Source organism: Variovorax sp. PMC12 (assembly GCF_003019815.1).
In the GTDB taxonomy this organism is placed as follows: domain Bacteria; phylum Pseudomonadota; class Gammaproteobacteria; order Burkholderiales; family Burkholderiaceae_C; genus Variovorax.
This window is the reverse complement of record NZ_CP027773.1, coordinates 2359495-2381608: the sequence shown is the minus strand read 5'-3', so window position 1 is coordinate 2381608 and position 22114 is coordinate 2359495. Positions and strand designations below refer to the sequence as shown.

General features: G+C 67.4%; 23 protein-coding genes. 17 read left to right on the top strand and 6 right to left on the bottom strand.

Going from position 1 to position 22114, the window contains the following annotated elements; all coding sequences use genetic code 11:
- Position 1: 1 nt before the first annotated feature.
- Entirely contained in the window at positions 2-1012 is a 1011-nt protein-coding gene (locus tag C4F17_RS11040; protein WP_081266930.1) for an inorganic phosphate transporter, read from the top strand.
- Between the two features lie 19 nt (positions 1013-1031).
- Here C4F17_RS11040 and C4F17_RS11035 read toward each other — a convergent pair whose 3' ends face one another.
- A complete protein-coding gene (locus C4F17_RS11035) occupies positions 1032-1478 on the bottom strand; it encodes a hypothetical protein (protein WP_081266929.1) in 447 nt (148 codons plus the stop codon).
- A 7-nt stretch (positions 1479-1485) separates the two neighbouring features.
- Entirely contained in the window at positions 1486-2010 is a 525-nt protein-coding gene (locus C4F17_RS11030; RefSeq protein WP_106935252.1) for a GNAT family N-acetyltransferase, read from the bottom strand.
- A gap of 179 nt (positions 2011-2189) precedes the next feature.
- Here C4F17_RS11030 and rpsP point away from each other — a divergent pair, with 179 nt between their 5' ends.
- From rpsP to C4F17_RS10990, 8 genes are all read left to right on the top strand, one after another.
- Positions 2190-2453, top strand: a complete 264-nt coding sequence (gene rpsP, locus C4F17_RS11025; RefSeq protein ID WP_007831311.1) for a 30S ribosomal protein S16 — start codon at positions 2190-2192, stop codon at positions 2451-2453.
- Positions 2454-2469: 16 nt separating this feature from the next.
- The gene (gene rimM / locus C4F17_RS11020; protein WP_081266927.1) at positions 2470-3024 is read left to right on the top strand and encodes a ribosome maturation factor RimM; all 555 of its coding nucleotides are present in this window, start codon (positions 2470-2472) and stop codon (positions 3022-3024) included.
- Between the two features lie 16 nt (positions 3025-3040).
- Positions 3041-3787 (top strand): tRNA (guanosine(37)-N1)-methyltransferase TrmD, encoded by a 747-nt coding sequence (gene trmD / locus C4F17_RS11015; RefSeq protein ID WP_081266926.1) that lies wholly within the window; start codon positions 3041-3043, stop codon positions 3785-3787.
- A 110-nt stretch (positions 3788-3897) separates the two neighbouring features.
- Entirely contained in the window at positions 3898-4278 is a 381-nt protein-coding gene (gene rplS, locus C4F17_RS11010) for a 50S ribosomal protein L19 (protein ID WP_081266925.1), read from the top strand.
- 162 nt (positions 4279-4440) lie between these two features.
- A complete protein-coding gene (locus C4F17_RS11005; RefSeq protein WP_106937517.1) occupies positions 4441-5160 on the top strand; it encodes a CoA pyrophosphatase in 720 nt (239 codons plus the stop codon).
- A gap of 30 nt (positions 5161-5190) precedes the next feature.
- Positions 5191-6192, top strand: coding sequence for a CobD/CbiB family protein (locus C4F17_RS11000; protein WP_081266924.1), 1002 nt, complete (start codon positions 5191-5193; stop codon positions 6190-6192).
- A 22-nt stretch (positions 6193-6214) separates the two neighbouring features.
- Positions 6215-7309 carry a histidinol-phosphate transaminase gene (hisC, locus tag C4F17_RS10995; RefSeq protein WP_106935251.1) on the top strand — a complete coding sequence of 365 codons (1095 nt, stop codon included), beginning with the start codon at positions 6215-6217 and terminating at the stop codon, positions 7307-7309.
- On the top strand, positions 7306-8349 hold the full coding sequence (locus C4F17_RS10990; RefSeq protein ID WP_234382727.1) for a hypothetical protein: 1044 nt from the start codon (positions 7306-7308) through the stop codon (positions 8347-8349). Before hisC ends, C4F17_RS10990 begins: the two co-directional genes overlap by 4 nt.
- Before the next feature lie 9 nt (positions 8350-8358).
- On the opposite strand, the gene rsgA is transcribed toward C4F17_RS10990, so the two are convergent.
- Genes rsgA through C4F17_RS10975 form a run of 3 tightly spaced genes read right to left on the bottom strand, consistent with a single transcriptional unit; the run spans position 8359 to position 10983 of the window.
- The gene (rsgA, locus tag C4F17_RS10985; protein WP_081266922.1) at positions 8359-9318 is read right to left on the bottom strand and encodes a ribosome small subunit-dependent GTPase A; all 960 of its coding nucleotides are present in this window, start codon (positions 9316-9318) and stop codon (positions 8359-8361) included.
- A 12-nt stretch (positions 9319-9330) separates the two neighbouring features.
- Complete coding sequence (locus C4F17_RS10980) at positions 9331-9690, bottom strand: 4a-hydroxytetrahydrobiopterin dehydratase (RefSeq protein WP_106935250.1); 360 nt, start codon at positions 9688-9690, stop codon at positions 9331-9333.
- Positions 9691-9723: 33 nt separating this feature from the next.
- Positions 9724-10983, bottom strand: coding sequence for a M48 family metallopeptidase (locus C4F17_RS10975; RefSeq protein WP_106935249.1), 1260 nt, complete (start codon positions 10981-10983; stop codon positions 9724-9726).
- Between the two features lie 60 nt (positions 10984-11043).
- Here C4F17_RS10975 and orn point away from each other — a divergent pair, with 60 nt between their 5' ends.
- The 6 genes from orn to C4F17_RS10945 all read left to right on the top strand — a co-directional run bounded on the left by orn (position 11044) and on the right by C4F17_RS10945 (position 17747).
- A complete protein-coding gene (gene orn, locus C4F17_RS10970) occupies positions 11044-11640 on the top strand; it encodes an oligoribonuclease (RefSeq protein ID WP_106935248.1) in 597 nt (198 codons plus the stop codon).
- Positions 11641-11888: 248 nt separating this feature from the next.
- Positions 11889-13787, top strand: a complete 1899-nt coding sequence (locus C4F17_RS10965) for a DEAD/DEAH box helicase (protein WP_106935247.1) — start codon at positions 11889-11891, stop codon at positions 13785-13787.
- 211 nt (positions 13788-13998) lie between these two features.
- A complete protein-coding gene (locus C4F17_RS10960; RefSeq protein ID WP_106935246.1) occupies positions 13999-15072 on the top strand; it encodes an NAD/NADP-dependent octopine/nopaline dehydrogenase family protein in 1074 nt (357 codons plus the stop codon).
- Positions 15062-16066: a 3-hydroxybutyryl-CoA dehydrogenase gene (locus tag C4F17_RS10955; RefSeq protein WP_106935245.1), complete on the top strand. Its 1005-nt coding sequence runs from the start codon at positions 15062-15064 to the stop codon at positions 16064-16066. The genes C4F17_RS10960 and C4F17_RS10955 overlap by 11 nt, the downstream gene beginning before the upstream one ends.
- Positions 16063-16866, top strand: a complete 804-nt coding sequence (locus C4F17_RS10950) for an alpha/beta fold hydrolase (protein WP_106935244.1) — start codon at positions 16063-16065, stop codon at positions 16864-16866. Before C4F17_RS10955 ends, C4F17_RS10950 begins: the two co-directional genes overlap by 4 nt.
- Positions 16863-17747, top strand: a complete 885-nt coding sequence (locus tag C4F17_RS10945; RefSeq protein WP_106935243.1) for a quinone oxidoreductase family protein — start codon at positions 16863-16865, stop codon at positions 17745-17747. Before C4F17_RS10950 ends, C4F17_RS10945 begins: the two co-directional genes overlap by 4 nt.
- A 27-nt stretch (positions 17748-17774) precedes the next feature.
- On the opposite strand, the gene C4F17_RS10940 is transcribed toward C4F17_RS10945, so the two are convergent.
- Positions 17775-18254 carry a MarR family winged helix-turn-helix transcriptional regulator gene (locus C4F17_RS10940; RefSeq protein ID WP_081266913.1) on the bottom strand — a complete coding sequence of 160 codons (480 nt, stop codon included), beginning with the start codon at positions 18252-18254 and terminating at the stop codon, positions 17775-17777.
- A 144-nt stretch (positions 18255-18398) separates the two neighbouring features.
- On the opposite strand from C4F17_RS10940, the gene C4F17_RS10935 reads away from it, so the two are divergent.
- A complete protein-coding gene (locus tag C4F17_RS10935) occupies positions 18399-20591 on the top strand; it encodes a thiamine pyrophosphate-dependent enzyme (RefSeq protein WP_106935242.1) in 2193 nt (730 codons plus the stop codon).
- 4 nt (positions 20592-20595) lie between these two features.
- The gene (locus C4F17_RS10930) at positions 20596-22104 is read left to right on the top strand and encodes an indolepyruvate oxidoreductase subunit beta family protein (protein ID WP_106935241.1); all 1509 of its coding nucleotides are present in this window, start codon (positions 20596-20598) and stop codon (positions 22102-22104) included.
- Positions 22105-22114: the final 10 nt, after the last annotated feature.

Here is a 22114-nt window from a genome sequence, read left to right as displayed (position 1 = left end):
GATGGCAACGGTTCAGGTCGCCCTCTGGGTGGTGATAGTGCTGGTCGCGCTTGCGATCCTGTTCGACTTCATGAACGGGTTCCACGACGCCGCCAATTCGATTGCGACGGTGGTCTCCACCGGGGTGCTCAAGCCGGGGCAGGCCGTGGTGTTCGCGGCCTTCTTCAACCTGATCGCGATCTTCGTCTTCCACCTGAGCGTGGCGGCCACCGTGGGCAAGGGCATCGCCCAGCCGGGCGTGGTCGACGTGCACGTGGTGTTCGGCGCGCTCGTGGGCGCCATCAGCTGGAACCTGGTGACCTGGTACTACGGCATTCCGAGCAGCTCGTCGCACGCGCTGATCGGCGGCATCGTGGGCGCCGTGATTGCCAAGACGGGCACCAGCGGCCTGGTGGCCTCCGGCATCTGGAAGACGGTGGCCTTCATCTTCGTGTCGCCGCTGCTGGGCTTCCTGCTGGGTTCGATGATGATGGTCGTGGTGGCCTGGGGCTTCCGCCGCGCCACGCCGTCGCGCGTGGACCGCTGGTTCCGCCGGCTGCAGCTCGTGTCCGCCGGTGCCTACAGCCTGGGCCACGGCGGCAACGACGCACAGAAGACCATCGGCATCATCTGGATGCTGCTCATTGCCACCGGCTATGCCAACGCCGGCGACGCGAACCCGCCGACCTGGACCATCGTGAGCTGCTACGCCGCCATCGCGCTGGGCACCATGTTCGGCGGCTGGCGCATCGTGAAGACGATGGGTCAGAAGATCACCAAGCTCAAGCCCGTGGGCGGCTTCTGCGCGGAAACGGGCGGCGCACTGACGCTGTTCCTGGCCACCGCCCTGGGCATTCCGGTCTCGACCACGCACACCATCACCGGCGCCATCGTCGGCGTGGGCTCCACGCAGCGCGCGAGCGCGGTGCGCTGGGGCGTGGCGGGGAACATCGTGTGGGCGTGGATCTTCACGATCCCGGCGTCGGCCTTCGTGGCGGCGATTGCCTACTGGATCAGCATGCAGCTGTTCTGAGCGGCTGCCGGTACCGCAGTCACTGCGAGATCTTCCGCCCCTCTTCGACCTGGTGCTCGAAGTAGCGCTGGAAGCTGAACACGATGCTGGCCATCAGGATCGTGCTGCCGAAGAAGAGCGACAGCACCACCGCGCCGATGGTGAACCAGTTCGTGCGGCCGGGCGCCGCGTCCGCCGCGGCGCTCGCGTTGAAGCGGGCATTCCACTTCTCCGGCGTCATGAGGCCGTAGACGATGGCCGTCAGCGCGCAGCCGGCGATGGTGAAGCCCAGCAGCGGGATCAGCGCCCAGCTGATGCCATCGTCCACGCCGTACATCCGCACGCGCTCGATGCCGTAGACGCCTAAAGCCGTGGGAATGGGCAGCAGCCAGCCAAGCCAGTCGCCCATGCCGCGCAGGTAGAAGCGGTGCAGCCCCAGCGGGCCGCCGAGGAAGGTGAGCCAGGCGGCGGTGGTCTTGTTTTTCATGCGGGTTTCACTCGGGTCGGGTGGTGCTGCCTTCGCCGAGCACTTTTTCCATCAGTACGACATCGCGCCATTCGCCGAACTTCCAGCCGCAGTCCTTCAGCACGCCCACGTGCGTGAAGCCCTGGCCGCGATGCACGCTGATGGAGCCCGCGTTGGCCGAGTCGCCGATCACCGCGATCAGCTTGCGCACGCCGGCCGCCTCGGCAGCCTGCGACAGCGCGGCGAGCAGCTTGGCGCCCAGACCCTTGCCGCGTGCTGACTCGGACATGTAGATCGAGTCTTCGGCCGAAAAACGGTAGGCCGGGCGCGGCTTGAACCAGTTGCAGTAGGCAAAACCCAACACTTCGCCATCTTCTTCCGCGACCAGATACGGCAATTTCTTGCCCAGCACGTCGGCGCGGCGCGAAGCCATGTCGGCCGGGGAGGGTGGCTCCGTCTCGAAGGTGCCGGTGCCGTGCAGCACGTGGTGGGCGTAGATGGCCGTGATGGCTGCGACGTCTTCGTCGCGGCTGGGGCGGATGGTCAGGGGCATGGGCGAAAAACGGATGGCGCGAGGCCGGGATTCGGAGAAAACGCGTGTCGGGCTATAATCGCGGGCTTTTCAGCGTGTCGCTGGCCGGGTGGCCATGTCGCGTGTCTCGACGCTGGAAGAACATTGTGAGCGGGCCTTTTCTTAATCCACAAGGCTTGCTGACCACCCAAGGATAAATCATGGTCGTCATTCGACTCTCCCGCGGCGGCTCCAAAGGCCGTCCGTTCTTCAACATCGTCGTGTCGGACAAGCGCGTTCGCCGCGATGGCCGTTTCATCGAACGCCTGGGTTTCTACAACCCGACCGCCAAGGAAAACGAAGAAAGCATCCGTATCGCCCAGGACCGCCTGGCGTACTGGAAGAGCGTCGGCGCACAAGCTTCGCCCACCGTTCTGCGCCTGATCAAGCAAGCTGCCGCGGCAGCTCCCAAGGCGGCGGCCTAAGCCGCCCCGCACGGCGATGCTGCCCACACTCGAAACCGCCGAATTGCCGGCGGATGCGATCGAAGTAGGGCGCATCGCCGATGCATGGGGAATCAAGGGCTGGTTCAAGGTCCTTCCCCATAGCGCCCAGCCCGAGGCGCTTTTTTCTTCCAAGCGCTGGTTCCTGCAGGCTCCCGGAGCCGCTGCGAGCACCGCTTTCCGGCTTGCGATCCGCGAAGCCAAAGAACATTCCGACTGCATCGTCGCCACGTCCGAGGACGTGCCCGACCGCAATGCAGCCGAAGCCCTGCGAGGCGCACGAGTTTTCGTGCCGCGCTCCAGCTTTCCCACCGCCGGCGACGACGAGTACTACTGGGTCGACCTGATCGGCCTGTCGGTGGTCAACCGCGAAGGCGTGGTGCTCGGCACCGTGCGCGAACTGCTCGCCACCGGCCCGCAGACCACGCTGGTGCTTGCCGCCGAAGAAGACGGCAAGGCCGTCGAGCGCATGGTGCCCTTCGTCTCGGTCTTCGTCGACAAGGTCGACTTGCCCGGCCGGCTCATCACGGTCGACTGGCAGCCCGATTTCTGACGGGCGCTCGCGCGGCATGCGCTTCGACGTCATCACCCTGTTTCCCGAGCTGTTCGCGCCTTTCCTGGCCAGCGGCGTGACGCGCCGCGCCTACGAATCGAAGCAGGTGGAGGTGGTGCTCTGGAATCCGCGCGACTATGCGCTGGGCAACTACAAGCGCGTGGACGACCGTCCGTTCGGCGGCGGGCCCGGCATGGTCATGATGGCCGAGCCGCTGGCCGCCTGCCTCGACGCGGCCCTGGCCGCGCGCGGGGCGCAGGCGCCCGTGGTGCTGTTCTCGCCCATCGGCGAGGCCTTGCGGCACGAATCCGTCGAGCGCTGGTCCGCCAGCGAAGGCGCGGTGCTGGTCTGCGGCCGCTACGAGGGCATCGACCAGCGATTCATCGACGCGCGCATCACGCATCAGGTCAGCCTGGGCGATTTCGTGCTCTCCGGCGGCGAGATCGCGGCGATGGCGTTGCTCGACGCCGTGGCCCGCCTGCAGCCGGGCGTGCTGGGCGACGAAGCGAGCCATGTGCAGGACAGCTTCAACCCCGCGCTCGACGGCCTGCTCGACTGCCCCCACTACACCCGTCCCGAGCAATGGAACGGGCAGGGCGTGCCGGCACCGTTGCTTTCAGGCCACCATGCGCAGATCGAGCGCTGGCGCCGCGACCAGCGCCTCGCCATCACGGCCGAGCGCCGCCCGGAGCTGATCGAGGCCGCCCGCGCCGCCGGTCGGCTGGGCAAGGCCGATGAGGCCGCGCTGAAAAAAAAGCTATAATCGTCGGCTCCCCGATCCTCTGCCCGGCCGCGCCCGGTCTTCTTGCGGTTCTTCCGTGAAAGCCAAAAGCGCCTTTTGTGTAGCCCGACACGATCGAACATCAGGAAATCATGAACCTCATCCAGACCCTCGAGCAGGAAGAAATCGCCCGCCTCGGCAAGACCATCCCCGATTTCATGCCCGGTGACACGGTCATCGTCAGCGTGAACGTCGTCGAAGGCACCCGCAAGCGCGTGCAGGCTTACGAAGGCGTCGTGATCGCCAAGCGCAACCGTGGCCTCAACAGCGGCTTCACCGTGCGCAAGATCTCCAGCGGCGAAGGCGTGGAACGTACGTTCCAGACCTACAGCCCGCTGATCGCCGGCATCGAAGTCAAGCGCCGTGGCGATGTGCGCCGCGCCAAGCTGTACTACCTGCGCGACCGCAGCGGCCGTTCGGCACGTATCAAGGAAAAGCTGCCGAGCAAGTCGACGGCTGCGTCGGCTTCCTAATAAGCCGCCTTCCTGTCGTGCAAGAAAAGCCGCCGTTCTGGCGGCTTTTTGCGTTGGTGCTCCGCACGGGACACAGCCCGAAAGACAGCGCCGCCTTTTTACGCTCTACTCCCTCCAGCCGGTCCTCCGTCACTTCATCTCTTGACCAACATCGTCGTCCCCATGCAATCCGCGCCCCTCGAACCCGTCAATGCCGTGGTGCCGCCCACGCTGCAGCAGTTCGACCCGCGCGAGACGCCTTTCGTGGATGGCAGTGATGGCTTGCCCGCGGTGTCGGCGGGGCAACTGACGGCGCAGGCCCTGCGCGCGCGTTTCGCCAACCCGCCGGCATGGACGCCCGAGCTGCGCCGCGAGCCGCGAATGATCGACCGCGCACCCGCACAGGCCGCCGTGCTGGTGCCGATCGTGCAGCGCCCCGAAGGCGCGACCGTGCTGCTCACCGAGCGCACCACGCACCTGTCGAACCATTCGGGCCAGGTCGCGTTTCCTGGCGGCCGCGTCGATCCGGAAGACGCCAACATCTCCGCCGCCGCGTTGCGCGAGGCGTGGGAGGAAGTCGGTCTCTCCGCGCAGTTCATCGAAGTGCTCGGCAGCCTGCCGACCTACACGACCGTGACCTCGTTCATCGTCACGCCCGTGGTCGCGCTGGTGCAGCCCGACTTCGAACTCACCATCAACCCCTACGAGGTGGCGCAGGCCTTCGAAGTGCCGCTTGCGTGGCTCATGGACCCCGCCAACCACCGCCGCCACGCCGTGAGCGCAACCGACGGCCGCAAGCGCGAGTGGTATTCGATGCCCTACCAGGACGGGCCCGACGAGCGTTTCGTCTGGGGCGCGACGGCCGGCATGCTGCGCAATCTCTATCGCTTTCTCGCCGCCTGAACCTTCAGGCTGGATCGCTATCATCGAAGGATGAGCTTCTTTGCCATCCTGTGCGCGCTGCTGATCGAGCAGGTGCGGCCGCTGGGCCCGCACAACCCCGTGTACGGCAGCGTTCTGGCGTGGACCCGCTGGACCAGCCGCAACTTTGACGCGGGCAAGCCCCATCACGGATGGATCGCATGGGGGCTCGCGGTGTTCGTGCCGACGCTGCTCGCGTTGGGCGTGCACTGGCTGCTGGTGCTCACGCTGGGCCTGCCGTTCGCGGTGCTGTGGAGCATTGCGGTGCTCTACGTCACGCTGGGCTTCCGTCAGTTCAGCCACCATTTCACCGACATCCGCGACGCGCTCGACGAGGGCGACGAGCCGCTCGCGCGCTCGCTGCTCGCGCACTGGCAGGGTGTCGACGCGGCGGACCTGCCGCGCAGCGAGATCGTGCGCCACGTCATCGAGCATTCGGTGATCGCCGCGCACCGCCACGTGTTCGGCGTGCTGGCGTGGTTTTCGATCATCGCGGCCATCGGCCTCGGGCCGGCCGGCGCGGTGTTCTATCGCATGAGCGAGTTCGTGTCGCGCTACTGGGCGCACAAGAACGGCGCCGCCGTGCAGCCCTCGAGCGTCGCGGTCCAGGAAGCCGCCGAGCGCGCCTGGCATGCCGTCGACTGGCTGCCCGCGCGCATCACCGCGCTCGGCTTCGCGGTGGTCGGCAGCTTCGAGGAAGCCATCGATTGCTGGCGCAACGATGCACAGCGCTTTCCGAACGAAAACGACGGCGTGATCCTGGCTGCCACCTCCGGCGCGGTCAACGTGCGGCTCGGCGGCGGCTCGCTGCGCCCCATTCCAACGCTCGACCCGCTGTCGCGCGCCCAGGCCGGCGACACCATCGCCGACGGCCGGGCGCCGGACAGCGGCAGCACGCCCGGGCGCGAGCCCGAGCCCGGCCACCTGCGCAGCGTCGTCGGGCTGGTCTGGCGTTCGGTCGTGATGTGGATGGTGCTGCTGGCACTGCTCACGCTCGCGCGCCTGCTCGGCTGAGCCAGCAGGCGAGGAACCCTTCATGACCACCCAAGTCCCGGCTTTCTGGAGCCCGCGCATCGGCGCGCTCGAACCCTACGTGCCCGGCGAGCAGCCGCGCATCGCGAACCTCGTCAAGCTCAACACCAACGAGAACCCGTATCCGCCTTCGCCGGATGTCGTCGAGGCCATCCAGCGTGCCGCGGCGAACGGCCTGGAGCTCTACCCCGACCCGACCTCGCTCGCGCTGCGCGAGGCCGTGGCCCGGCGCCACGGCCTGCGCGCCGACCAGGTGTTCGCGGGCAATGGCTCCGACGAGGTGCTGGCTCATGCGTTCTTCGCGTTCTTCCAGCAAGCCGAGCCGTTGCTGATGCCCGACGTGAGCTACAGCTTCTACAAGGTCTACGCGCAGATCTACGGCATTGCCTGCGAGCTGCAGCCGGTCGACGAGGGTTTGCGCATCGACATCGACTCGCTTGCCGCGCGGGCGCGAGAAGGCTGCGGTGGCATCGTCATCGCCAATCCGAACGCGCCCACCGGCATCGGCCTGCCGCTCTCGCGCCTCGAGCAGCTGCTGCAGGCGTGCCCCGACCGCGTGGTGCTTGTCGACGAGGCCTATGTCGATTTCGGCGGCGAGAGCGCGCTGTCGCTGGTGGGCAAGTACCCGAACCTGCTGGTGGTGCAGACGCTTTCCAAGTCGCGTTCGCTGGCCGGACTGCGCGTCGGCTTCGCGTGCGGCCAGTCGCACCTGATCGACGGGCTGGTGCGCGTCAAGGACAGCTTCAATTCGTACCCGATCGACCGGCTCGCGTTGGCCGGCGCGGTGGCATCGCTCGAGGACGAAGCCGCGTTTCGCACCGCCTGCGACAAGGTCATCGACACCCGCGAAGGCCTCACGCTGCAGCTCGAGGACCTGGGCTTCGAGGTGCTGCCTTCGCAGGCCAATTTCGTCTTCGCGCGCCATCCGCAGCGCAATGCGGCCGAGTTGGCCGCGCTGCTGCGCGAACGCGCGGTGCTGGTGCGGCATTTCAGGCAGCAGCGCGTAGCGCAATACCTGCGCATCAGCATCGGCACGCGCGAGCAGTGCAGTCTGCTGGTCCAGCATCTGCAAGACATCCTCCAGAGCCCCGCCGCATGAAGGAAGCCCTGCCGATGCCGACCCTCGACACCGACCCGCGTTCAGCCGCCTGCGCCAGCTTCTGGCAAGCTGTGAGCGGCCAGCTCGACAGCCTGCGCGCATTGCCCGGCCAAGAGCTGATGGAGGCCTTGAACGGGCTGCTGGAGCCCTCCTTTCCGAAGCTCGCGGTGGAGGTTGCGGGCGATTCGCCCGCATTCACGCTCGTGGTCACGGCGCATGGATCGGTCGAAGACTTCGACGACGTGATGATGCTGGTCCAGAGCGCGCCGGCGCTGCCCCAGGTGGAGGTCGAGGCCTTCCGGCAGCGAATGGGCAAGGGATTCAGCATCCGCATGGACGACTTCGAGCTCTCTAGCGCGGACGTGCTGGTCAAGCACGAGCGATACAAGGGCCTCGTGGCGCTGGAGATCGGCTTTGCCAAGCCCATCCCCATGGACATGCAGGACCAAGCCCGCCACATGAGCCTGATCATGCTCGACCACATCCTGGGCGAGTACGACACGGCCATCAAGGTGGGTCCGGTCGACTATGTCGACGCTGGCGAGCAGGCTGCTTTCGACGGCGTGCCGCTCGATGATTTCGTGCCGCTTTTCGACGCCTGCTGGCGCGAGGAGCTCGGCCACACCGGATTGTTTCCGGTGGGCGAGCATGCATGGTCCGCGCTGAGCGCCACGCGCGACACCGAGGACGGCGGCGAGGTAGAGCTGATCGTCATGCGCAACGACTCCGCCGCCGCGCTGGTGGGGCGCGCCGACCTGTGCCACCGGCTCTCGGCCGCGGTGCCGGTCGAATCGGGCGAGGAGCTGGAAGAAGCGCGCCTCTTCGGCGACCAGCTGACGGCGCTGCTGCAGACGCACGAGGACGGCTGCTGCACGCACGTCGTGCTGGAAGAGGGCGTGCGCACCATCAACTTCCATGTGGCGCAGCCCGAAGCGGCGATTGCGCATGCGCAATCCATCCAGGAGAACTCGGAGCTGCCCGTAAGGCTCGACCTGGCCTTCGATCCGACCTGGAACTCGTACCGGACCTGGGTCGGCTGAGGCGCTGGCTCAGTACCGCTTCTGGCTCAGTTCGGCGAACAGTTCGCCGTAGATCTTGTAGCGGCTCGCGCTGATGGCCCCTTGCCCATCGGCCGATGCCACATTCGCGATCACGCCGCAGCCCGGCTCGTGCAGATGGGTGCAGTTGTAGAACTTGCAGTCGTTCGCGTGCTCTGCAATGTCGGGCATGAGCCCCGCGAGCTGCATCGGCGCGATGTGGTTCAGGCCGAATTCCTGGAAGCCCGGCGAGTCGATCAGGCCGGTGGTGCGCGCTTCGTCGATCCAGTACCAGGTGGTGCTGGTGGTCGTGTGCTTGCCTGAATTCAGCGCCTGCGAAATCTCCTGGGTGAGCACGCTCGCGCCCGGCACCAGCAGGTTGGTCAGCGTGCTCTTGCCCGACCCCGACGGACCGAGCACCAGCGTCGACTTGCCCGCCAACAGCTTCATCAGCGAGGCGTAGTCTGCCTCGCCCGAGGCCTTCAGCGACAGCGGCAGCACGCCGTGGTGCATGCGCCGGTAGGGTGCCAGCTTGGTCCAGGCGCGCTCGAAGGGCTCTGCCAGGTCGCTCTTGTTCAGGGCAATGATCGGCTTGATGCGTTCGGCCTCCGCCGCGATCAGCGCGCGTGCCAGCTGGTGCTCCGAGAATTCCGGTTCGGCCGCGATCAGGATCAGCACCTGGTCGAGATTGGCCGCGAAAGACTTGGTGCGGATTTCGTCCTGCCGGTAGAACAGGTTGCGGCGCGGCAGCACCTGCTCGATGGTGCCTTCGTCTTCGCTGGCCTGCCAGTGCACCCGGTCGCCGACCACGGCCTGGCTCTTCTTGCCGCGCGGATGGCAGATCAGCCGCTCGCCCGTGGGCGTCTCGACCAGGCAGTGACGCCCGTGGCTGGCGACGACGAGGCCGTCCTGGAGGGCCTTCGCAGCCGTTGCGGCTGCTGCTGGCGCGGCGCGGCGGCCCGGCTTAGCCAAGGGCGGGTACCGTCATGCGGCAGCGGCTGCCGGAGCGGCCACCAGCGCGTCGGCCTCGCGCGCGCAGTCGAAATCCGTGGCGGACAGGCCGCTCACGTCGTGCGTGTTGAAGCGCACCACGCAGCGGTTGTAGTGCACCGACAGGTCGGGGTGGTGGTCCTGCGTATGAGCCACCATGGCCAGCGCGTTCACGAAGGCGATGGTCTCGAAGTAGTTGGCGAAGGTGAAGGTCTTTTCGATGGCGACATCGGCGCCGTCGCCGGTGAGCTTCCAGCCGTCCAGGCGCGCGAGGCCGGCGACGATCTCGGTGGCGCTCAGCGCCTTGCGGGGAGGGAGGTTCTTCCAGTCTTTGGGCTTGAACATGCTGCTCATGGGAGGCTTCTTCTGAATGAGGTGAGGGGGCGGTCAGGCGGCCGTCATGCGCGCAAGGCGCTCCGAGGCCGGCGGGTGCGAGTAGTAGAAGCTGACGAACACCGGGTCGGGCGTGAGCGTCGATGCGTTGTCCTGGTAGAGCTTGAGCAGCGCGGCCGACAGGTGGGCGCCGCTGGTCTGCGCCACCGCGTAGGCGTCGGCCTCGAACTCGTGCTTGCGAGACAGGCGCGCTGGCAGCGGCGCCACGAAGAAGCCGAACACCGGCACCGCGAGCATGAAGAGCAGCAGCGCGAGTGCGCTGTTCGGCGCGGCCATGTTGGGCTGCACGCCCAGGCCGGTGTAGAACCAGACCTGCGTCGACACCCAGCCCAGCAGCGCGAAGCCGGCCAGGCTCAGCGCGAACATGGCGATCAGGCGCTTCACGATATGGCGGTGCTTGAAGTGGCCGAGCTCGTGCGCGAGCACGGCCTCGACCTCGCTCGCGTTGAGCTGGCGCAGCAGCGTGTCGTAGAACACCACGCGCTTGCTGGCGCCGAAGCCTGTGAAGTAGGCGTTGGCATGCGCGCTACGCGTGCTGCCGTCCATCACGAACAGGCCCTTGGCGGCAAAGCCGCAGCGCTTCATGAGGGCGGTGACGCGCGCCTTCAGCGTGGGGTCGTCGAGCGGCTTGAACTTGTTGAACAGCGGTGCGATGAAGGTCGGATAGATCAGCATCAGCAGCAGGTTGAAGCCCATCCAGGCACCCCAGGCCCAGAGCCACCACAGCTGGCCCGCGGCACCCATGAGCCACAGAATGAGCGCCGCAATGGGCAGCCCGATCGCCGCGCCCAGCAGCGTCGACTTGACCGTGTCGGCCAGCCAGAGTTTCCAGGTCATCTTGTTGAAGCCGAAGCGCTCCTCGAGCCGGAAGGTCTGCCAGAGCGTGAAAGGCAGTTCCAGCAGCCCGCCGATGGCCGCGAATGCCGCCAGCAGCGCGAGCTGCTGCACCATGCCGCCGCCGATCCAGGCCAGCAGCAGCTTGTTGAGCACGTCGAGCCCGCCGAGCAGCGTCCAGCCGAGCAGCAGGGCGGTGCCCCAGGCCATTTCGATCAAGCCGAAGCGCGCCTTGGCGATGGTGTAGTCGGCCGCCTTCTGGTGGGCGGCGAGGGTGATGGTTTGCGCGAAAGCGGCCGGCACGGTGCCGCGATGCTGTGCCACATGGCGCACCTGTCGGGAGGCGAGCCAGAACTTCACGAGCAGCCCCGCAACCAGCGCGACCGCGAAAGCAATGGTGAAGATGAGCGAATAGGACATAGGAGCGGCGAGTTTAGCCCTCGCTATCTGGGGCCGCAGACCTTCGACGACAATCCTGCGATGCCCGAATCCCTTGACCCGACGTCCCCGGCCGCAGTGCCCACCCTCAAGAAAAGCGACCAGAACCTGGTCTGGCTCGACTGTGAAATGAGCGGCCTCGACCCCGAGAAAGAGCGCCTGCTCGAAATCGCGGTGGTCGTTACCGGCCCCGACCTCACGCCTCGCATCGACGGCCCCGTGCTCGTCATCCACCAGAGCGACGCCGTGCTCGACGGCATGGATGCCTGGAACAAGGGCACCCATGGCCGCAGCGGCCTGATCGACAAGGTCAAGGCCTCGACGCTCGACGAAGCCGCCGCCGAGCAGCAATTGCTGGAATTCATCGCCAGGTACATCCCGCGCAGCGGCTCGCCCATGTGCGGCAACACCATCGGCCAGGACCGGCGCTTCCTGGTCAAGTACATGCCCAAGCTCGAGGCGTATTTCCACTACCGCAACCTCGACGTCAGCACGCTGAAGGAACTGGCCAAGCGCTGGAAGCCCACGGCCTACAGCAGCTTCAAGAAGCAGCAGGCGCACACCGCCCTGGCCGACGTGCACGAGTCCATCGAGGAACTCGCGCACTACCGCGAAACCTTCCTTCGTCTTGCGGATTGATCCTGATTAGGTAAAAACCCGGATTCGTGCCATAATTGCGGGCTTCGCTGATCAGGCCATGTGTTCCAGGCCCGGCCAGCGTCTCTTGCATCTCCCTATCTTGCACACCGCGCCCGATCGCATCCGCTGATCAAAAAGGGCCGCAGCCCCAGGCGAAAGCCTGAAGCTGAATGTCGTTGGATGGTTGATGTTTTTAACCACCAACGGGGCGCCGCCTACGGCAGCGCTCGCGTTTGAGATTGACATACATGACCGACGCTTTTGAAGCGCAGGGCGAATTCGCGCCTGTGCAATCCGCTACCCACAACGAGTTCACCGCTGCCGTGGACACTGTTTCCGAGGCTCCCATCCTCGAGGCGCTCGACGCCGCCGCCCCCGAAGCGGCCGTGGCCGAAGAGCCCGCCAAGCCCAACGGCTTCATCAAGCTGGGCCTCGCGCCCGAGCTGATCGCCGCCGTGGCCGACATGGGCTTCACCCAGCCCACCACCGTCCAGGAAAAGGTCATTCCGATCGCCATGGGCGAGCAGGCAGGCACCGCCCAATCGGCACGCTTCGTCGACCTGATGGTGTCCAGCCAGACCGGCTCGGGCAAGACCGCCGCCTTCCTGCTGCCCGTGCTGCACACGCTGATCAAGCGCCAGGCCGAAGCCGAAGCCGAAGCCAAGGCCGAATTCCAGCGCCTGGCCGCCGAAGCCGTCGCCCGCGGCGAAACCGTGCCGAAGAAGCCGAAGCGCAAGGACCCGACCAACGCCCGTCATTTCAAGGCCGCCACCCCCGGCGCCCTCATCCTGTGCCCGACGCGCGAACTCGCGCAGCAGGTCGCGCATGACGCCATCGAACTGGTTCGCCACTGCCGCGGCCTGCGCATCGCCAACGTGGTGGGTGGCATGCCCTACCAGCTCCAGATCGCCCGCCTGCAGAACGCCGACCTCGTCGTCGCCACGCCGGGCCGCCTGCTCGACCTGCAGCGCTCGATGCAGATCAAGCTCGACCAGGTCAAGTTCCTGGTGGTCGACGAAGCCGACCGCATGCTCGACCTCGGCTTCGCCGACGACCTGGCGGAAGTCAACCAGCTCACCATCGAGCGCCAGCAGACCATGATGTTCAGCGCCACCTTCGCGCCGCGCATCCAGCAGCTGGCCACCCGCGTGATGCGCGAGCCGCAGCGCGTGACCATCGACAGCCCGCAGGAAAAGCACGCCAACATCAAGCAGGTGCTGTTCTGGGCCGACAACGCCCAGCACAAGCGCAAGCTGCTCGACCACTGGCTGCGTGACACCAGCATCAACCAGGCCATCGTGTTCGCGAGCACGCAGGTCGAATGCGACGGCCTCGCCAACGACCTGCAGCAAGAAGGCTTCAGCGCCGTGGCGCTGCACGGTGCCCTGAGCCAGGGTCTGCGCAACCGCCGCCTGATGGCGCTGCGCCAGGGCCAGGTCCAGATCCTGGTGGCGACCGACGTCGCCGCCCGCGGCATCGACGTGCCGACCATCACCCACGTCTTCAACTTCGGCCTGCCGATGAAGGCCGAGGACTACACCCACCGTATCGGCCGTACCGGCCGTGCCGGCCGCGATGGCCTGGCCATCACGTTTGCCGAATTCCGCGATCGCCGCAAGATCATGGACATCGAGCAATACAGCCGCCAGCAGTTCAAGGCGGAAGTGGTGCCGGGCATGGAGCCGCAACAGCGCATGCCGCAATCCCGCCCGCAAGGCGACTTCGGCGGCCGCGGCCGTGACAACCATTCGCGCGACCGCAAGTTCGGTGGCGGCGGTGGCGGCCATCGCGGTGGCAATGCCGGCGGCTTCGGCGGCGGCAACAGCAACTACGCCGGCGCCAGCGGCTTCAACGACCGCGGTTCGCGCGCTCCGGGCCCGCGTGCTGGCGGCTTCGGCGGCCAGAACGCCGGTTTCGGCGGCGGCCGTGACGAAGGCAACGGCGGCGGCTATGGCCGCAAGCCGGGCTGGGGCGACAGCGCCCCGCGCGGCGGCAACGGCGGTGGCCGTGGCGACTTCGCTCCCCGCGAAGGTTTTGCGCCTCGCGAGGGCTTTGCGCCCCGCGGCAACGGCGCCGGCCACGGCGGCCCGGGCAAGGTGTTCGTGCCCCGCGACGCGCAAAAGCGCGCGTTCAAGCCCACCCGCTGATCCCGCCTCCGAACGGCCTGACGGCCGTTTCGCCCGAAAAAGCCCGCGCTTCTCAAGAACGCGGGCTTTTTCATTTCGGGTTTCCGAGCAGCCCGGTGTCGTCGAATTTGATTGACACCTGAATCGATGAAAAGTAATGTAATAGCGCATTGCTTCCCCGGGTCCGTCCTGCGGCCGCCGGTTCATCGACACCTGCTTTTCGACTTTCGACATGAAAATTGCGATTCTTGGGGGTGGTCACGGTGCCTATGCGGCCGCCGCCGACCTGTCTGAAACCGGCCACGAGGTGCGCCTGTGGCGCCGCGATGCCGCGGCGCTGGAACCCGTGGTGCGCGCAGGAGCGATCACGCTGAAAGATGCCGAAGGCGCACGCGAAGTCCCGGTCGCGCTCGCCACGGCCGACATCGGCGCGGCGCTGAAGGACGCCGAGCTCATCGTCATCCCCACGCCCGCCATCGCCCAGCACGACATCGCGCTCGCGATGGCCCCGCACCTGGCCGACGGGCAGGTGGTGTTCCTGCCGCCGGGCACCTTCGGCAGCTACGTGATGGCGAGGACGGTGAAAGAAGCCGGCAGCCGTGCCGATGTCGCCTGGGCCGAGACCGGCACCTTGCCGTACCTGGCGCGCAAGCATGGCGAGCGCGAGGTCAACGTCACCATCCGCGCGATCCGGCTGCCCACGGGCGTGTATCCGGCCCGCAAGGAGGCGCAGGCCATCGAAGTGATCCGCCGCGCCTACCCGTCGGTGCACGGCTGCGGCGACGCGCTTTCGGGCGCGCTCATGAATGCCGGCCCCGTCATCCATCCCCCGCTGATGGTGATGAACGCCGCGCCGCTGCAGCACTTCGAGCGCTGGGACATCCACAACGAAGGCACGCAGCGCGCGGTGCGCGACGTGACCGACCGGCTCGACCAGGAGCGCATCGCCGTGCGCGAAGCCTTCGGGAAGGGCGCGCCGCACTATCCGCTGGCCGACCACTACGACAACGACCGCTGGATGTACGGCGATGCGCACAAGCAACTGGTCAAGTCGGGCGACTGGCGCGAGAACATCGACCTGCACACGCACCGCTACATCACGGAAGACACCGAACTCGGCCTCGCCTTCCTGGCGTCGGCAGCGCGGCACGCAGGTGTCGATGCGCCGATTGCGCACGGGCTGCTGGCCATCGTCGGCGGCTTCCTGGGGCGCGACCTGCGGCAAGGCCCGCGCACCTTCGAGAGCCTGGGCCTTGCCGGCCTGAGCGCGACGCAGCTCAAGCAGAGGCTGCACGATGGCGAATGACGCCACGCCGCCCCGGTTCGCCGCCGTCGGCGCCGGCCGCATGGGGCGCGGCATCGCGATCGCGTTCGCCTATGCCGGCCACCGCATCTCGCTGATCGACCTGCGCCAGCGCAGCGACGAAGCCTGGCGGCGCCTGCGCGACGAAGCGAAGGCCGAGATCGAGGCCAGCCTCTCGGGCCTGGCGCAGCTCGGCGTGATCGACGCTTCGCAGATCGAGCGCATTGCCGCCCGCGTGGATTTCGTCGACGCCGCGTCGGCCCCGCGCGCGCTTGCCGCCGCCGAACTCGTGTTCGAGGGCGTGCCCGAGACCATGGAGGCCAAGCGCGAGGCCTTCGAGCACATCAACCGGCATTGCCGCGACGATGCCATCCTCACCTCGACCACCAGCAGCATCCTCGTGACGCAGCTGGCCGCGTTCGTGCGGCTGCCAGAGCGCTTCCTCAACATGCACTGGCTCAACCCGGCCTATGTGATCCCGGTGGTGGAACTGAGCTGCCACCCCGGCACCGACGCCGGCGTGCTCGCGCGCACCAAGGCGCTGATGGAGCAGATCGGCAAGCTGCCCGTGGTCTGCGGTGCGTCGCCGGGCTACATCGTGCCGCGCCTGCAGGCCCTGGTGATGAACGAGGCCGCACGCATGATCGAAGAGGGCGCTGCCACGGCCGAAGAGATCGACAAGGCCACGCGCTACGGCCTGGGGCTGCGCTTCGCCGCGCTTGGCGTGGTCGAGTTCATCGACTTCGGTGGCTGCGACATCCTGCACCACGCGAGCCGCGAGATGTCGGCCTCGCTCGACAAGGGCCGCTACACCGCACCGGCCATCGTCGGCCGCATGGTCGAAGAGGGGCGGCTGGGGCTGAAGAGCGGCAGCGGCTTCTACGACTACGAAGGCCGCGACATCGGCGCCTACCGTCGCGACGTGCTGTCGCGCACGCTCGGCGAACTGCGGCATGCGGGCCTGTGGCGCGCACCTGCCGACGAGACGCTGTCATGACCGCCATCCGCCGCGCCTTCGCGGACCTGTCGGTGGGGCAGGTGCACTATGCGGCATGCGGAGAACGCGATGCGCGCGCCGTGCTGTTGCTGCACCAGTCGCCGCGCAGCTGGGCCGAGTACCGCGCGGTGCTGCCGCTGGTGGGCGCGCATCGGCTCGCCATTGCGATGGACACGGCAGGCTTCGGCGATTCCTCCGATGGCGGCGTGCCCGCGAGCATCGAGCAATGGGCGCGCGTCGCCTGCGAATTGCTCGATGAACTGGGCATCGCGCAGCCCGACGTGGTCGGCCATCACACGGGCGGGGTCGTGGCTGTGGAGCTTGCCGCGGCGTTCCCCGATCGTGTTCGCAGCCTCGTGCTGTCTTCGACGCCCTATACCGACGAGCCGTTCCGGCGTGCGCGCGCACAACGCCCGCCCATCGACGAAGTCGCTCCCAGCGAGGACGGCACCCATCTCGCCGCGCTGTGGCAGAAGCGCCAGGGTTTCTATCCGGCAGGGCGGCCCGATCTGCTCGAGGCCTTCGTGCTCGATGCATTGAAGGTCGGCCATCGTGTCGAAGAAGGCCACCGCGCCGTGGCTTCTTACCGCATGGAAGACCGCATCGGCCGCATCGCGCAGCCCACGCTGATCGTGCGCGCCACCCACGATCCCTTTGCCGCGCCGCATGCGGCTGAATTGCAGCACCATCTGCCGCAGGCCCGCATCGTCGATATCGAAGGCGGCATGGTGCCGCTGCCCGACCAGATGCCCGAGGCCTTTGCGCGCACGGTGCTCGAATTTTTCTCTACTCTGCCATGAAGGCTGTTCGCATCCACGGTTTCGACGCAGCACCGGTGCTGGAAGAAGTGGCCGACCCTGTCGCGAGGCCCGGTCGCACCCTCGTGCAGATGGAGGCCGCCACGGTCGGCCACATCGACCGGACCGTATGGCGTGGCAGCTTCCTGCGGCATCCGCCCTTGCCGTACACGCCCGGTGTGGAGGCAGCGGGCATCGTCGTAGCAAGCGGGTGCTACCAGGTCGGCCAGCGCGTATGGCTGCGCGGCAGCGGCCTGGGCACGCTCTTCGACGGCACCTGGTGCGAATGCATCGACGCGCCCGACGAAGCGCTCGGGCCATTGCCGGACCAAGTGCCGATGACGCTGGGCGCGGCGTTCTTCTCGCCGACGACTTCGGCCTGGGTAGCATTGAATGACGTCGCCAGGCTGCAAACCGGAGAGCAGGTGCTGGTAACGGGCGCAAGCGGCGCCGTGGGGTCGCTCGTGGTGCAGCTTGCGCGCGAGGCAGGCTGCACGGTCACCGCCGTGATGCCGGGTGCCGAGCCGCCCCCTGGAGCCAGCGCTGATCTGCTGGTCGACACCGTGGGCGGCGATGTCCTCGCCCAAGTCCTGCCGTGCGTGCGACCTGGCGGGCGCGCCGTGCTGGTCGGCTACACCGCCGGCCCGACGCTGCAACTGGACATCGCTCACTTCCTGCAACGTGATGTTGCGTTGTTGCCCCTGAACATGTTCCGGCGTGAAGCAGCGGGCCGCGCCGCCGCGCCCGAACTGCTGGCAAGGCTTGCCGATGGCCGCCTGCATCTCGACGTGCAGCCGTTCGCGCTGGCGGACGCAGCCCTCGCGCTCGACTGGATCGCGCAGCGAGGCCACCGGGGACGGGCCGTTCTGGTGACGCGCCTCTGAGCCGCTGAAAAGGCGCGCCTCGATCCTTCAGTCTTCCTCTGGCCCTTCGACGGGCACGTGCACGTGCAGCTCGATCATCTGCCGCAGCGTCTGCTTGAGTTCCTCGGCACGGCGCAGGCCGAAGGGCTCCAGCACGCGCCGCTCGTGCTCGCGCGCCAGTTCCATCAGGTGCTCGACCGCCTTCAGCCCCTTGCGCGTGATGCGCACCAGCGTGATGCGGCGATCACTTTCATGGGGCAGGCGCTCGACCTGTCCGCGCGATTCCATGCGGTCCAGCAGCCGCGTCACCGTCGGCTGCTTGGTGACGGTCACCTGCGCGAGCTGGCCGATGCTGACCGGCTCGCTGCCTGCAAGAGACGCCATCACGCGCCACTCGGACACGGAGAAGCCCTGCTGCCGCGCCACCTCGTGGAACTCCGACGAAATCAGCTGGCTGGCCTGCGCCAGCAGCGCGGGCAGGTAGTCGTCGACGAAGCGGTGGGACTCGATGGGTTGTTCTTCAGCCATGAAGGCACCTCACGGTCGCCGCGGGCACGCGGCTTGCATGTCTAGGGTAATTCATGATTGTGGATACATTCATTTGTCAACATTATAGAAAGCGTGATGTGGCAACTGATGCCCATCCTCCCACGATAGAGAACAAGGACCCACATGGCTGAGCGTTCGTTCGTCGAAGAAGTCAAGAAGCTGCGGCTTTCTGGCGGAGAGGTGTTCCGTGGAGAGGGCATTCTGGCCGTCACCAAGGCCCTGCTCGAATCCGGGGTTTCCTATGTGGCGGGCTACCAGGGCGCGCCGATCTCTCATCTCATGGACGTGCTGGCCGACGCGCAGGACATCCTGGCCGACCACGGCATCCGCTTCGAGAACAGCGCGAGCGAAGCCACTGCAGCCGCCACGCTGGCCGCCTCCGTCAACTACCCGCTGCGTGGCGCCGTCACCTTCAAGGCGACTGTCGGCACCAACGTCGCCTCCGATGCGCTGGCCAACCTCGCCTCGGGCGGCGTGACCGGCGGTGCGCTCATCATCGTGGGCGAGGACTACGGCGAAGGCTCGTCGATCATGCAGGAGCGCAGCCATGCCTTCGCGATGAAGTCGCAGATCTGGCTGCTCGATCCGCGCCCCAACCTGCCGAGCATCGTCGATGCGGTGAAGCAGGGCTTCGATCTCTCGGAGGCCAGCAACACGCCCGTGATGCTCCAGTTGCGCATCCGTGCCTGCCATGTGCACGGGCACTTCGTGGCTGGCGACAACAAGCGCGCCAAGTTCACGCTGAAAGACGCGCTCGAGAATCCGCAGCGCGACGTCGGCCGCATCGTGCTGCCGCCAGCGAGCTTCGTGCACGAGCAGGAGAAGGTGAAGGACCGCTGGCCCGCCGCCGTGCGTTTCATCGAGGAGCGAAAGCTCAACGAGTTCTTCTCGGAAGACGCCGACGACATCGGCATCATCGTCCAGGGCGGCAGCTACAACACGCTGCTGCGCGCGCTGGAGCGGCTGGGCCTGGCCGACGTCTACGGCAACACGCAGGTGCCGCTCTACGTGATGAACGTGGCCTACCCCGTCATCGAGAGCGAGGTGATCCGCTTCTGCAAGGGCAAGCGCGCGGTGATGATCGTGGAAGAGGGGCAGCCCAACTTCGTAGAGCAGAACCTCGCGACCATCCTGCGCCAGGCCGGTTCTCACACCACGCTGCACGGCAAGGACATGCTGCCGGTGGCCGGCGAATACACCGCCGCCGAATTGCTCAAGGGCGCGCGCAGCTTCTGCGAACGCTACGGCCGCCTGGCGCCGCTGCCGGTGCCCGCACCGGTACGCAAGGTGATTCCGCTGAAGGAAGTGGCCGCGGTCGGTGTCGATGCCGCACCCGAGCCCGTGCAGCCATCGACCGCGCTCGGCGAGGTGGTGCATGCCCGCCCCCCGGGCTTCTGCACCGGCTGCCCTGAACGTCCGATCTTCAGCGCGATGAAGCTGGTGGAGCGCGAACTCGGCGCGCACCACGTGAGCGCCGACATCGGCTGCCACCTGTTCTCCATCCTGCCGCCCTTCAACATCGGCAACACCACCATGGGCTACGGCCTGGGGGGTGCGGGTGCGGCGGCGCTCAATGCGCCGGCCGGCAAGCGCGCGATCTCGATGATGGGCGACGGCGGGTTCTGGCACAACGGCCTCACCAGCGGCGTGGCCAACGCGGTCTTCAACAAGAGCGACAACCTCACCATCGTCGTCGACAACAACTACACCTCGGCCACGGGCGGGCAGGACATCCTGTCGTCGCACGCCGTCAACAAGACGCGCAGCACCGGCCACGAGATCGAGCGTGCCGTGCGCGGCGTGGGCGTCGAATGGGTCAGGACGCTGCGCCGCACCTACGACGTGGCGGGCATGCGCGATGCGCTGAAAGAAGCGCTCACCACGACGAATAAGGGCCCCAAGGTCCTGATCGCCCAGTCGGAATGCATGCTCAACAAGCAGCGCCGCGAGAAGCCGCTGGTGCGCAAGGCCATCGCCGACGGCAAGCGCATGGTGCGCGAGAAGTTCGGCGTCGACTCCGACACCTGCACCGGCGACCACTCGTGCATCCGCCTGTCGGGCTGCCCGTCGCTGTCGATCAAGCCCAACCCCGATCCCCTGCGCACCGACCCGGTCGCGACCGTGCTCGACAGCTGCGTAGGCTGCGGCGTTTGCGGAGAGGTCTCGCATGCCGCGGTGCTGTGCCCGTCGTTCTACAAGGCGCAGATCGTGAGCAACCCCAGCCGCTGGGACATGCTGCGCGAGCGCGTGCGTGCCGCCGTCATCGGCTGGCTGCAGCGCGGCGAAGCGCGTCGCCGTGAAGCCTATGCCTTCTGACGCGATGATGAGCGCTGCACAACCTATCAAGATTGCGATCCTCGCCATGGGCGGGGAGGGCGGCGGCGTGCTGGCCGACTGGATCGTCGACATGGGCGAGGCCAACGGCTACGTCGCCCAGACCACATCGGTGCCGGGCGTGGCCCAGCGCACCGGCGCAACCATCTACTACGTGGAGCTGTACCCGACGGCGCAGGCCGAGGCCGATGGCGGCTTGCCGATTCTTGCGCTGATGCCGCTGCCCGGCGACGTCGACGTGGTGCTGGCGTCGGAGCTCATGGAGGCAGGGCGCGCCGTGCAGCGGGGCCTGGTCACGCGCGACCGCACCACGCTGATCGCGTCCACGCACCGCGTGTTCTCCATCGCCGAGAAGAGCGCACTTGGCGATGGCCGTGTCAACAGCGATCAGCTGCTGGCACACACCGCCAAGGCCGCCAAGCGCTTCATCCGCTTCGACATGGCGCAGGCGGCCGAGGCTTCGGGCAGCGTGATCAGCGCGGTGCTGTTCGGCGCGCTTGCGGGTTCGGGCGTGCTGCCGTTCAGCCGCGCGCAGTTCGAGGCGACCATCGAACGTGGCGGCGTGGGTGTGAAGCCCAGCCTCAAGGCCTTTGGCGCGGCGTTCGCTCGCGCACAGGGCGGTGACGACGGCGAGCCTGCGAAGGAAGCGCCGGTCACCGCACCGGCGCCGCAGCCGCGCCACCCGGCTGTTCGGGCATTGGTCGAGCGGGTGCAACGCGACTTTCCGGTGCAGGCGCAAGACTTCCTGCTCGAAGGCGTGCGCCGCCTCATCGACTACCAGGACCCCGCCTACGCCGGCCTGTACCTGGACCGCATGGCAGCCGTTGCCGCGCTGCCAGGCAACGATGAGCACCGCCTGCTGCGCGAAACCGCGCGCCACCTCGCGCTCTGGATGTCCTACGAAGACACCGCCCGCGTCGCGGCGCTGAAGACCCGTGCCACCCGCTTCGAGCGCGTGCGCGGCGAGGCCCGCGTCCAGCCCGGCCAGGTGCTCGCCATCAACGAATACATGCACCCGCGCCTGCAGGAAATCTGCGAGACGCTGCCCGGTGGCATCGGCCGCTGGCTCATGAATTCGACGACGCCGAAGAAGCTCGTCGAGCGCTTCACGCAGCATGGCCGCGTGATCCAGACCAGCTCGCTGCGCGGCTATCTCATGCTGCGCATGGTGGCGGCGTGCAAGCGCTGGCGCCTCTCGACCATGCGCTATGCCGAGGAAAACCGACGCATCGAGGAATGGCTGCAGCGCATCGCCGCGACCGCGCAGCGCAACCCCGAACTGGCCGTGGAGCTTGCCCAGTGCCAGCGCCTGGTCAAGGGCTACAGCGACACGCACGAGCGCGGCATCCGCAACTACGACACCGTGATGCGCGCCGTGGAGCGCGCCGGCACCGCGCTGGCGCCGGCCACGCTGCGCGAACTGCGCGACGCGGCGCTGGCCGACGAACACGGCCACAAGCTGCAGGCCGCGCTGGCGCAGCACGCACTGGCCTGAAGAGACAACG

Excerpts from the sequence above, each read along its gene's own strand:
- C4F17_RS11040 (WP_081266930.1), top strand. The coding sequence starts at position 2 with ATGGCAACGGTTCAGGTCGCCCTCTGGGTGGTGATAGTGCTGGTCGCG.
- C4F17_RS11035 (WP_081266929.1), bottom strand. The coding sequence starts at position 1,478 with ATGAAAAACAAGACCACCGCCGCCTGGCTCACCTTCCTCGGCGGCCCG.
- C4F17_RS11030 (WP_106935252.1), bottom strand. The coding sequence starts at position 2,010 with ATGCCCCTGACCATCCGCCCCAGCCGCGACGAAGACGTCGCAGCCATC.
- rpsP (WP_007831311.1), top strand. The coding sequence starts at position 2,190 with ATGGTCGTCATTCGACTCTCCCGCGGCGGCTCCAAAGGCCGTCCGTTC.
- rimM (WP_081266927.1), top strand. The coding sequence starts at position 2,470 with ATGCTGCCCACACTCGAAACCGCCGAATTGCCGGCGGATGCGATCGAA.
- trmD (WP_081266926.1), top strand. The coding sequence starts at position 3,041 with ATGCGCTTCGACGTCATCACCCTGTTTCCCGAGCTGTTCGCGCCTTTC.
- rplS (WP_081266925.1), top strand. The coding sequence starts at position 3,898 with ATGAACCTCATCCAGACCCTCGAGCAGGAAGAAATCGCCCGCCTCGGC.
- C4F17_RS11005 (WP_106937517.1), top strand. The coding sequence starts at position 4,441 with ATGCAATCCGCGCCCCTCGAACCCGTCAATGCCGTGGTGCCGCCCACG.
- C4F17_RS11000 (WP_081266924.1), top strand. The coding sequence starts at position 5,191 with ATGAGCTTCTTTGCCATCCTGTGCGCGCTGCTGATCGAGCAGGTGCGG.
- hisC (WP_106935251.1), top strand. The coding sequence starts at position 6,215 with ATGACCACCCAAGTCCCGGCTTTCTGGAGCCCGCGCATCGGCGCGCTC.
- C4F17_RS10990 (WP_234382727.1), top strand. The coding sequence starts at position 7,306 with ATGAAGGAAGCCCTGCCGATGCCGACCCTCGACACCGACCCGCGTTCA.
- C4F17_RS10980 (WP_106935250.1), bottom strand. The coding sequence starts at position 9,690 with ATGAGCAGCATGTTCAAGCCCAAAGACTGGAAGAACCTCCCTCCCCGC.
- C4F17_RS10975 (WP_106935249.1), bottom strand. The coding sequence starts at position 10,983 with ATGTCCTATTCGCTCATCTTCACCATTGCTTTCGCGGTCGCGCTGGTT.
- orn (WP_106935248.1), top strand. The coding sequence starts at position 11,044 with ATGCCCGAATCCCTTGACCCGACGTCCCCGGCCGCAGTGCCCACCCTC.
- C4F17_RS10965 (WP_106935247.1), top strand. The coding sequence starts at position 11,889 with ATGACCGACGCTTTTGAAGCGCAGGGCGAATTCGCGCCTGTGCAATCC.
- C4F17_RS10960 (WP_106935246.1), top strand. The coding sequence starts at position 13,999 with ATGAAAATTGCGATTCTTGGGGGTGGTCACGGTGCCTATGCGGCCGCC.
- C4F17_RS10955 (WP_106935245.1), top strand. The coding sequence starts at position 15,062 with ATGGCGAATGACGCCACGCCGCCCCGGTTCGCCGCCGTCGGCGCCGGC.
- C4F17_RS10950 (WP_106935244.1), top strand. The coding sequence starts at position 16,063 with ATGACCGCCATCCGCCGCGCCTTCGCGGACCTGTCGGTGGGGCAGGTG.
- C4F17_RS10945 (WP_106935243.1), top strand. The coding sequence starts at position 16,863 with ATGAAGGCTGTTCGCATCCACGGTTTCGACGCAGCACCGGTGCTGGAA.
- C4F17_RS10940 (WP_081266913.1), bottom strand. The coding sequence starts at position 18,254 with ATGGCTGAAGAACAACCCATCGAGTCCCACCGCTTCGTCGACGACTAC.
- C4F17_RS10935 (WP_106935242.1), top strand. The coding sequence starts at position 18,399 with ATGGCTGAGCGTTCGTTCGTCGAAGAAGTCAAGAAGCTGCGGCTTTCT.
- C4F17_RS10930 (WP_106935241.1), top strand. The coding sequence starts at position 20,596 with ATGATGAGCGCTGCACAACCTATCAAGATTGCGATCCTCGCCATGGGC.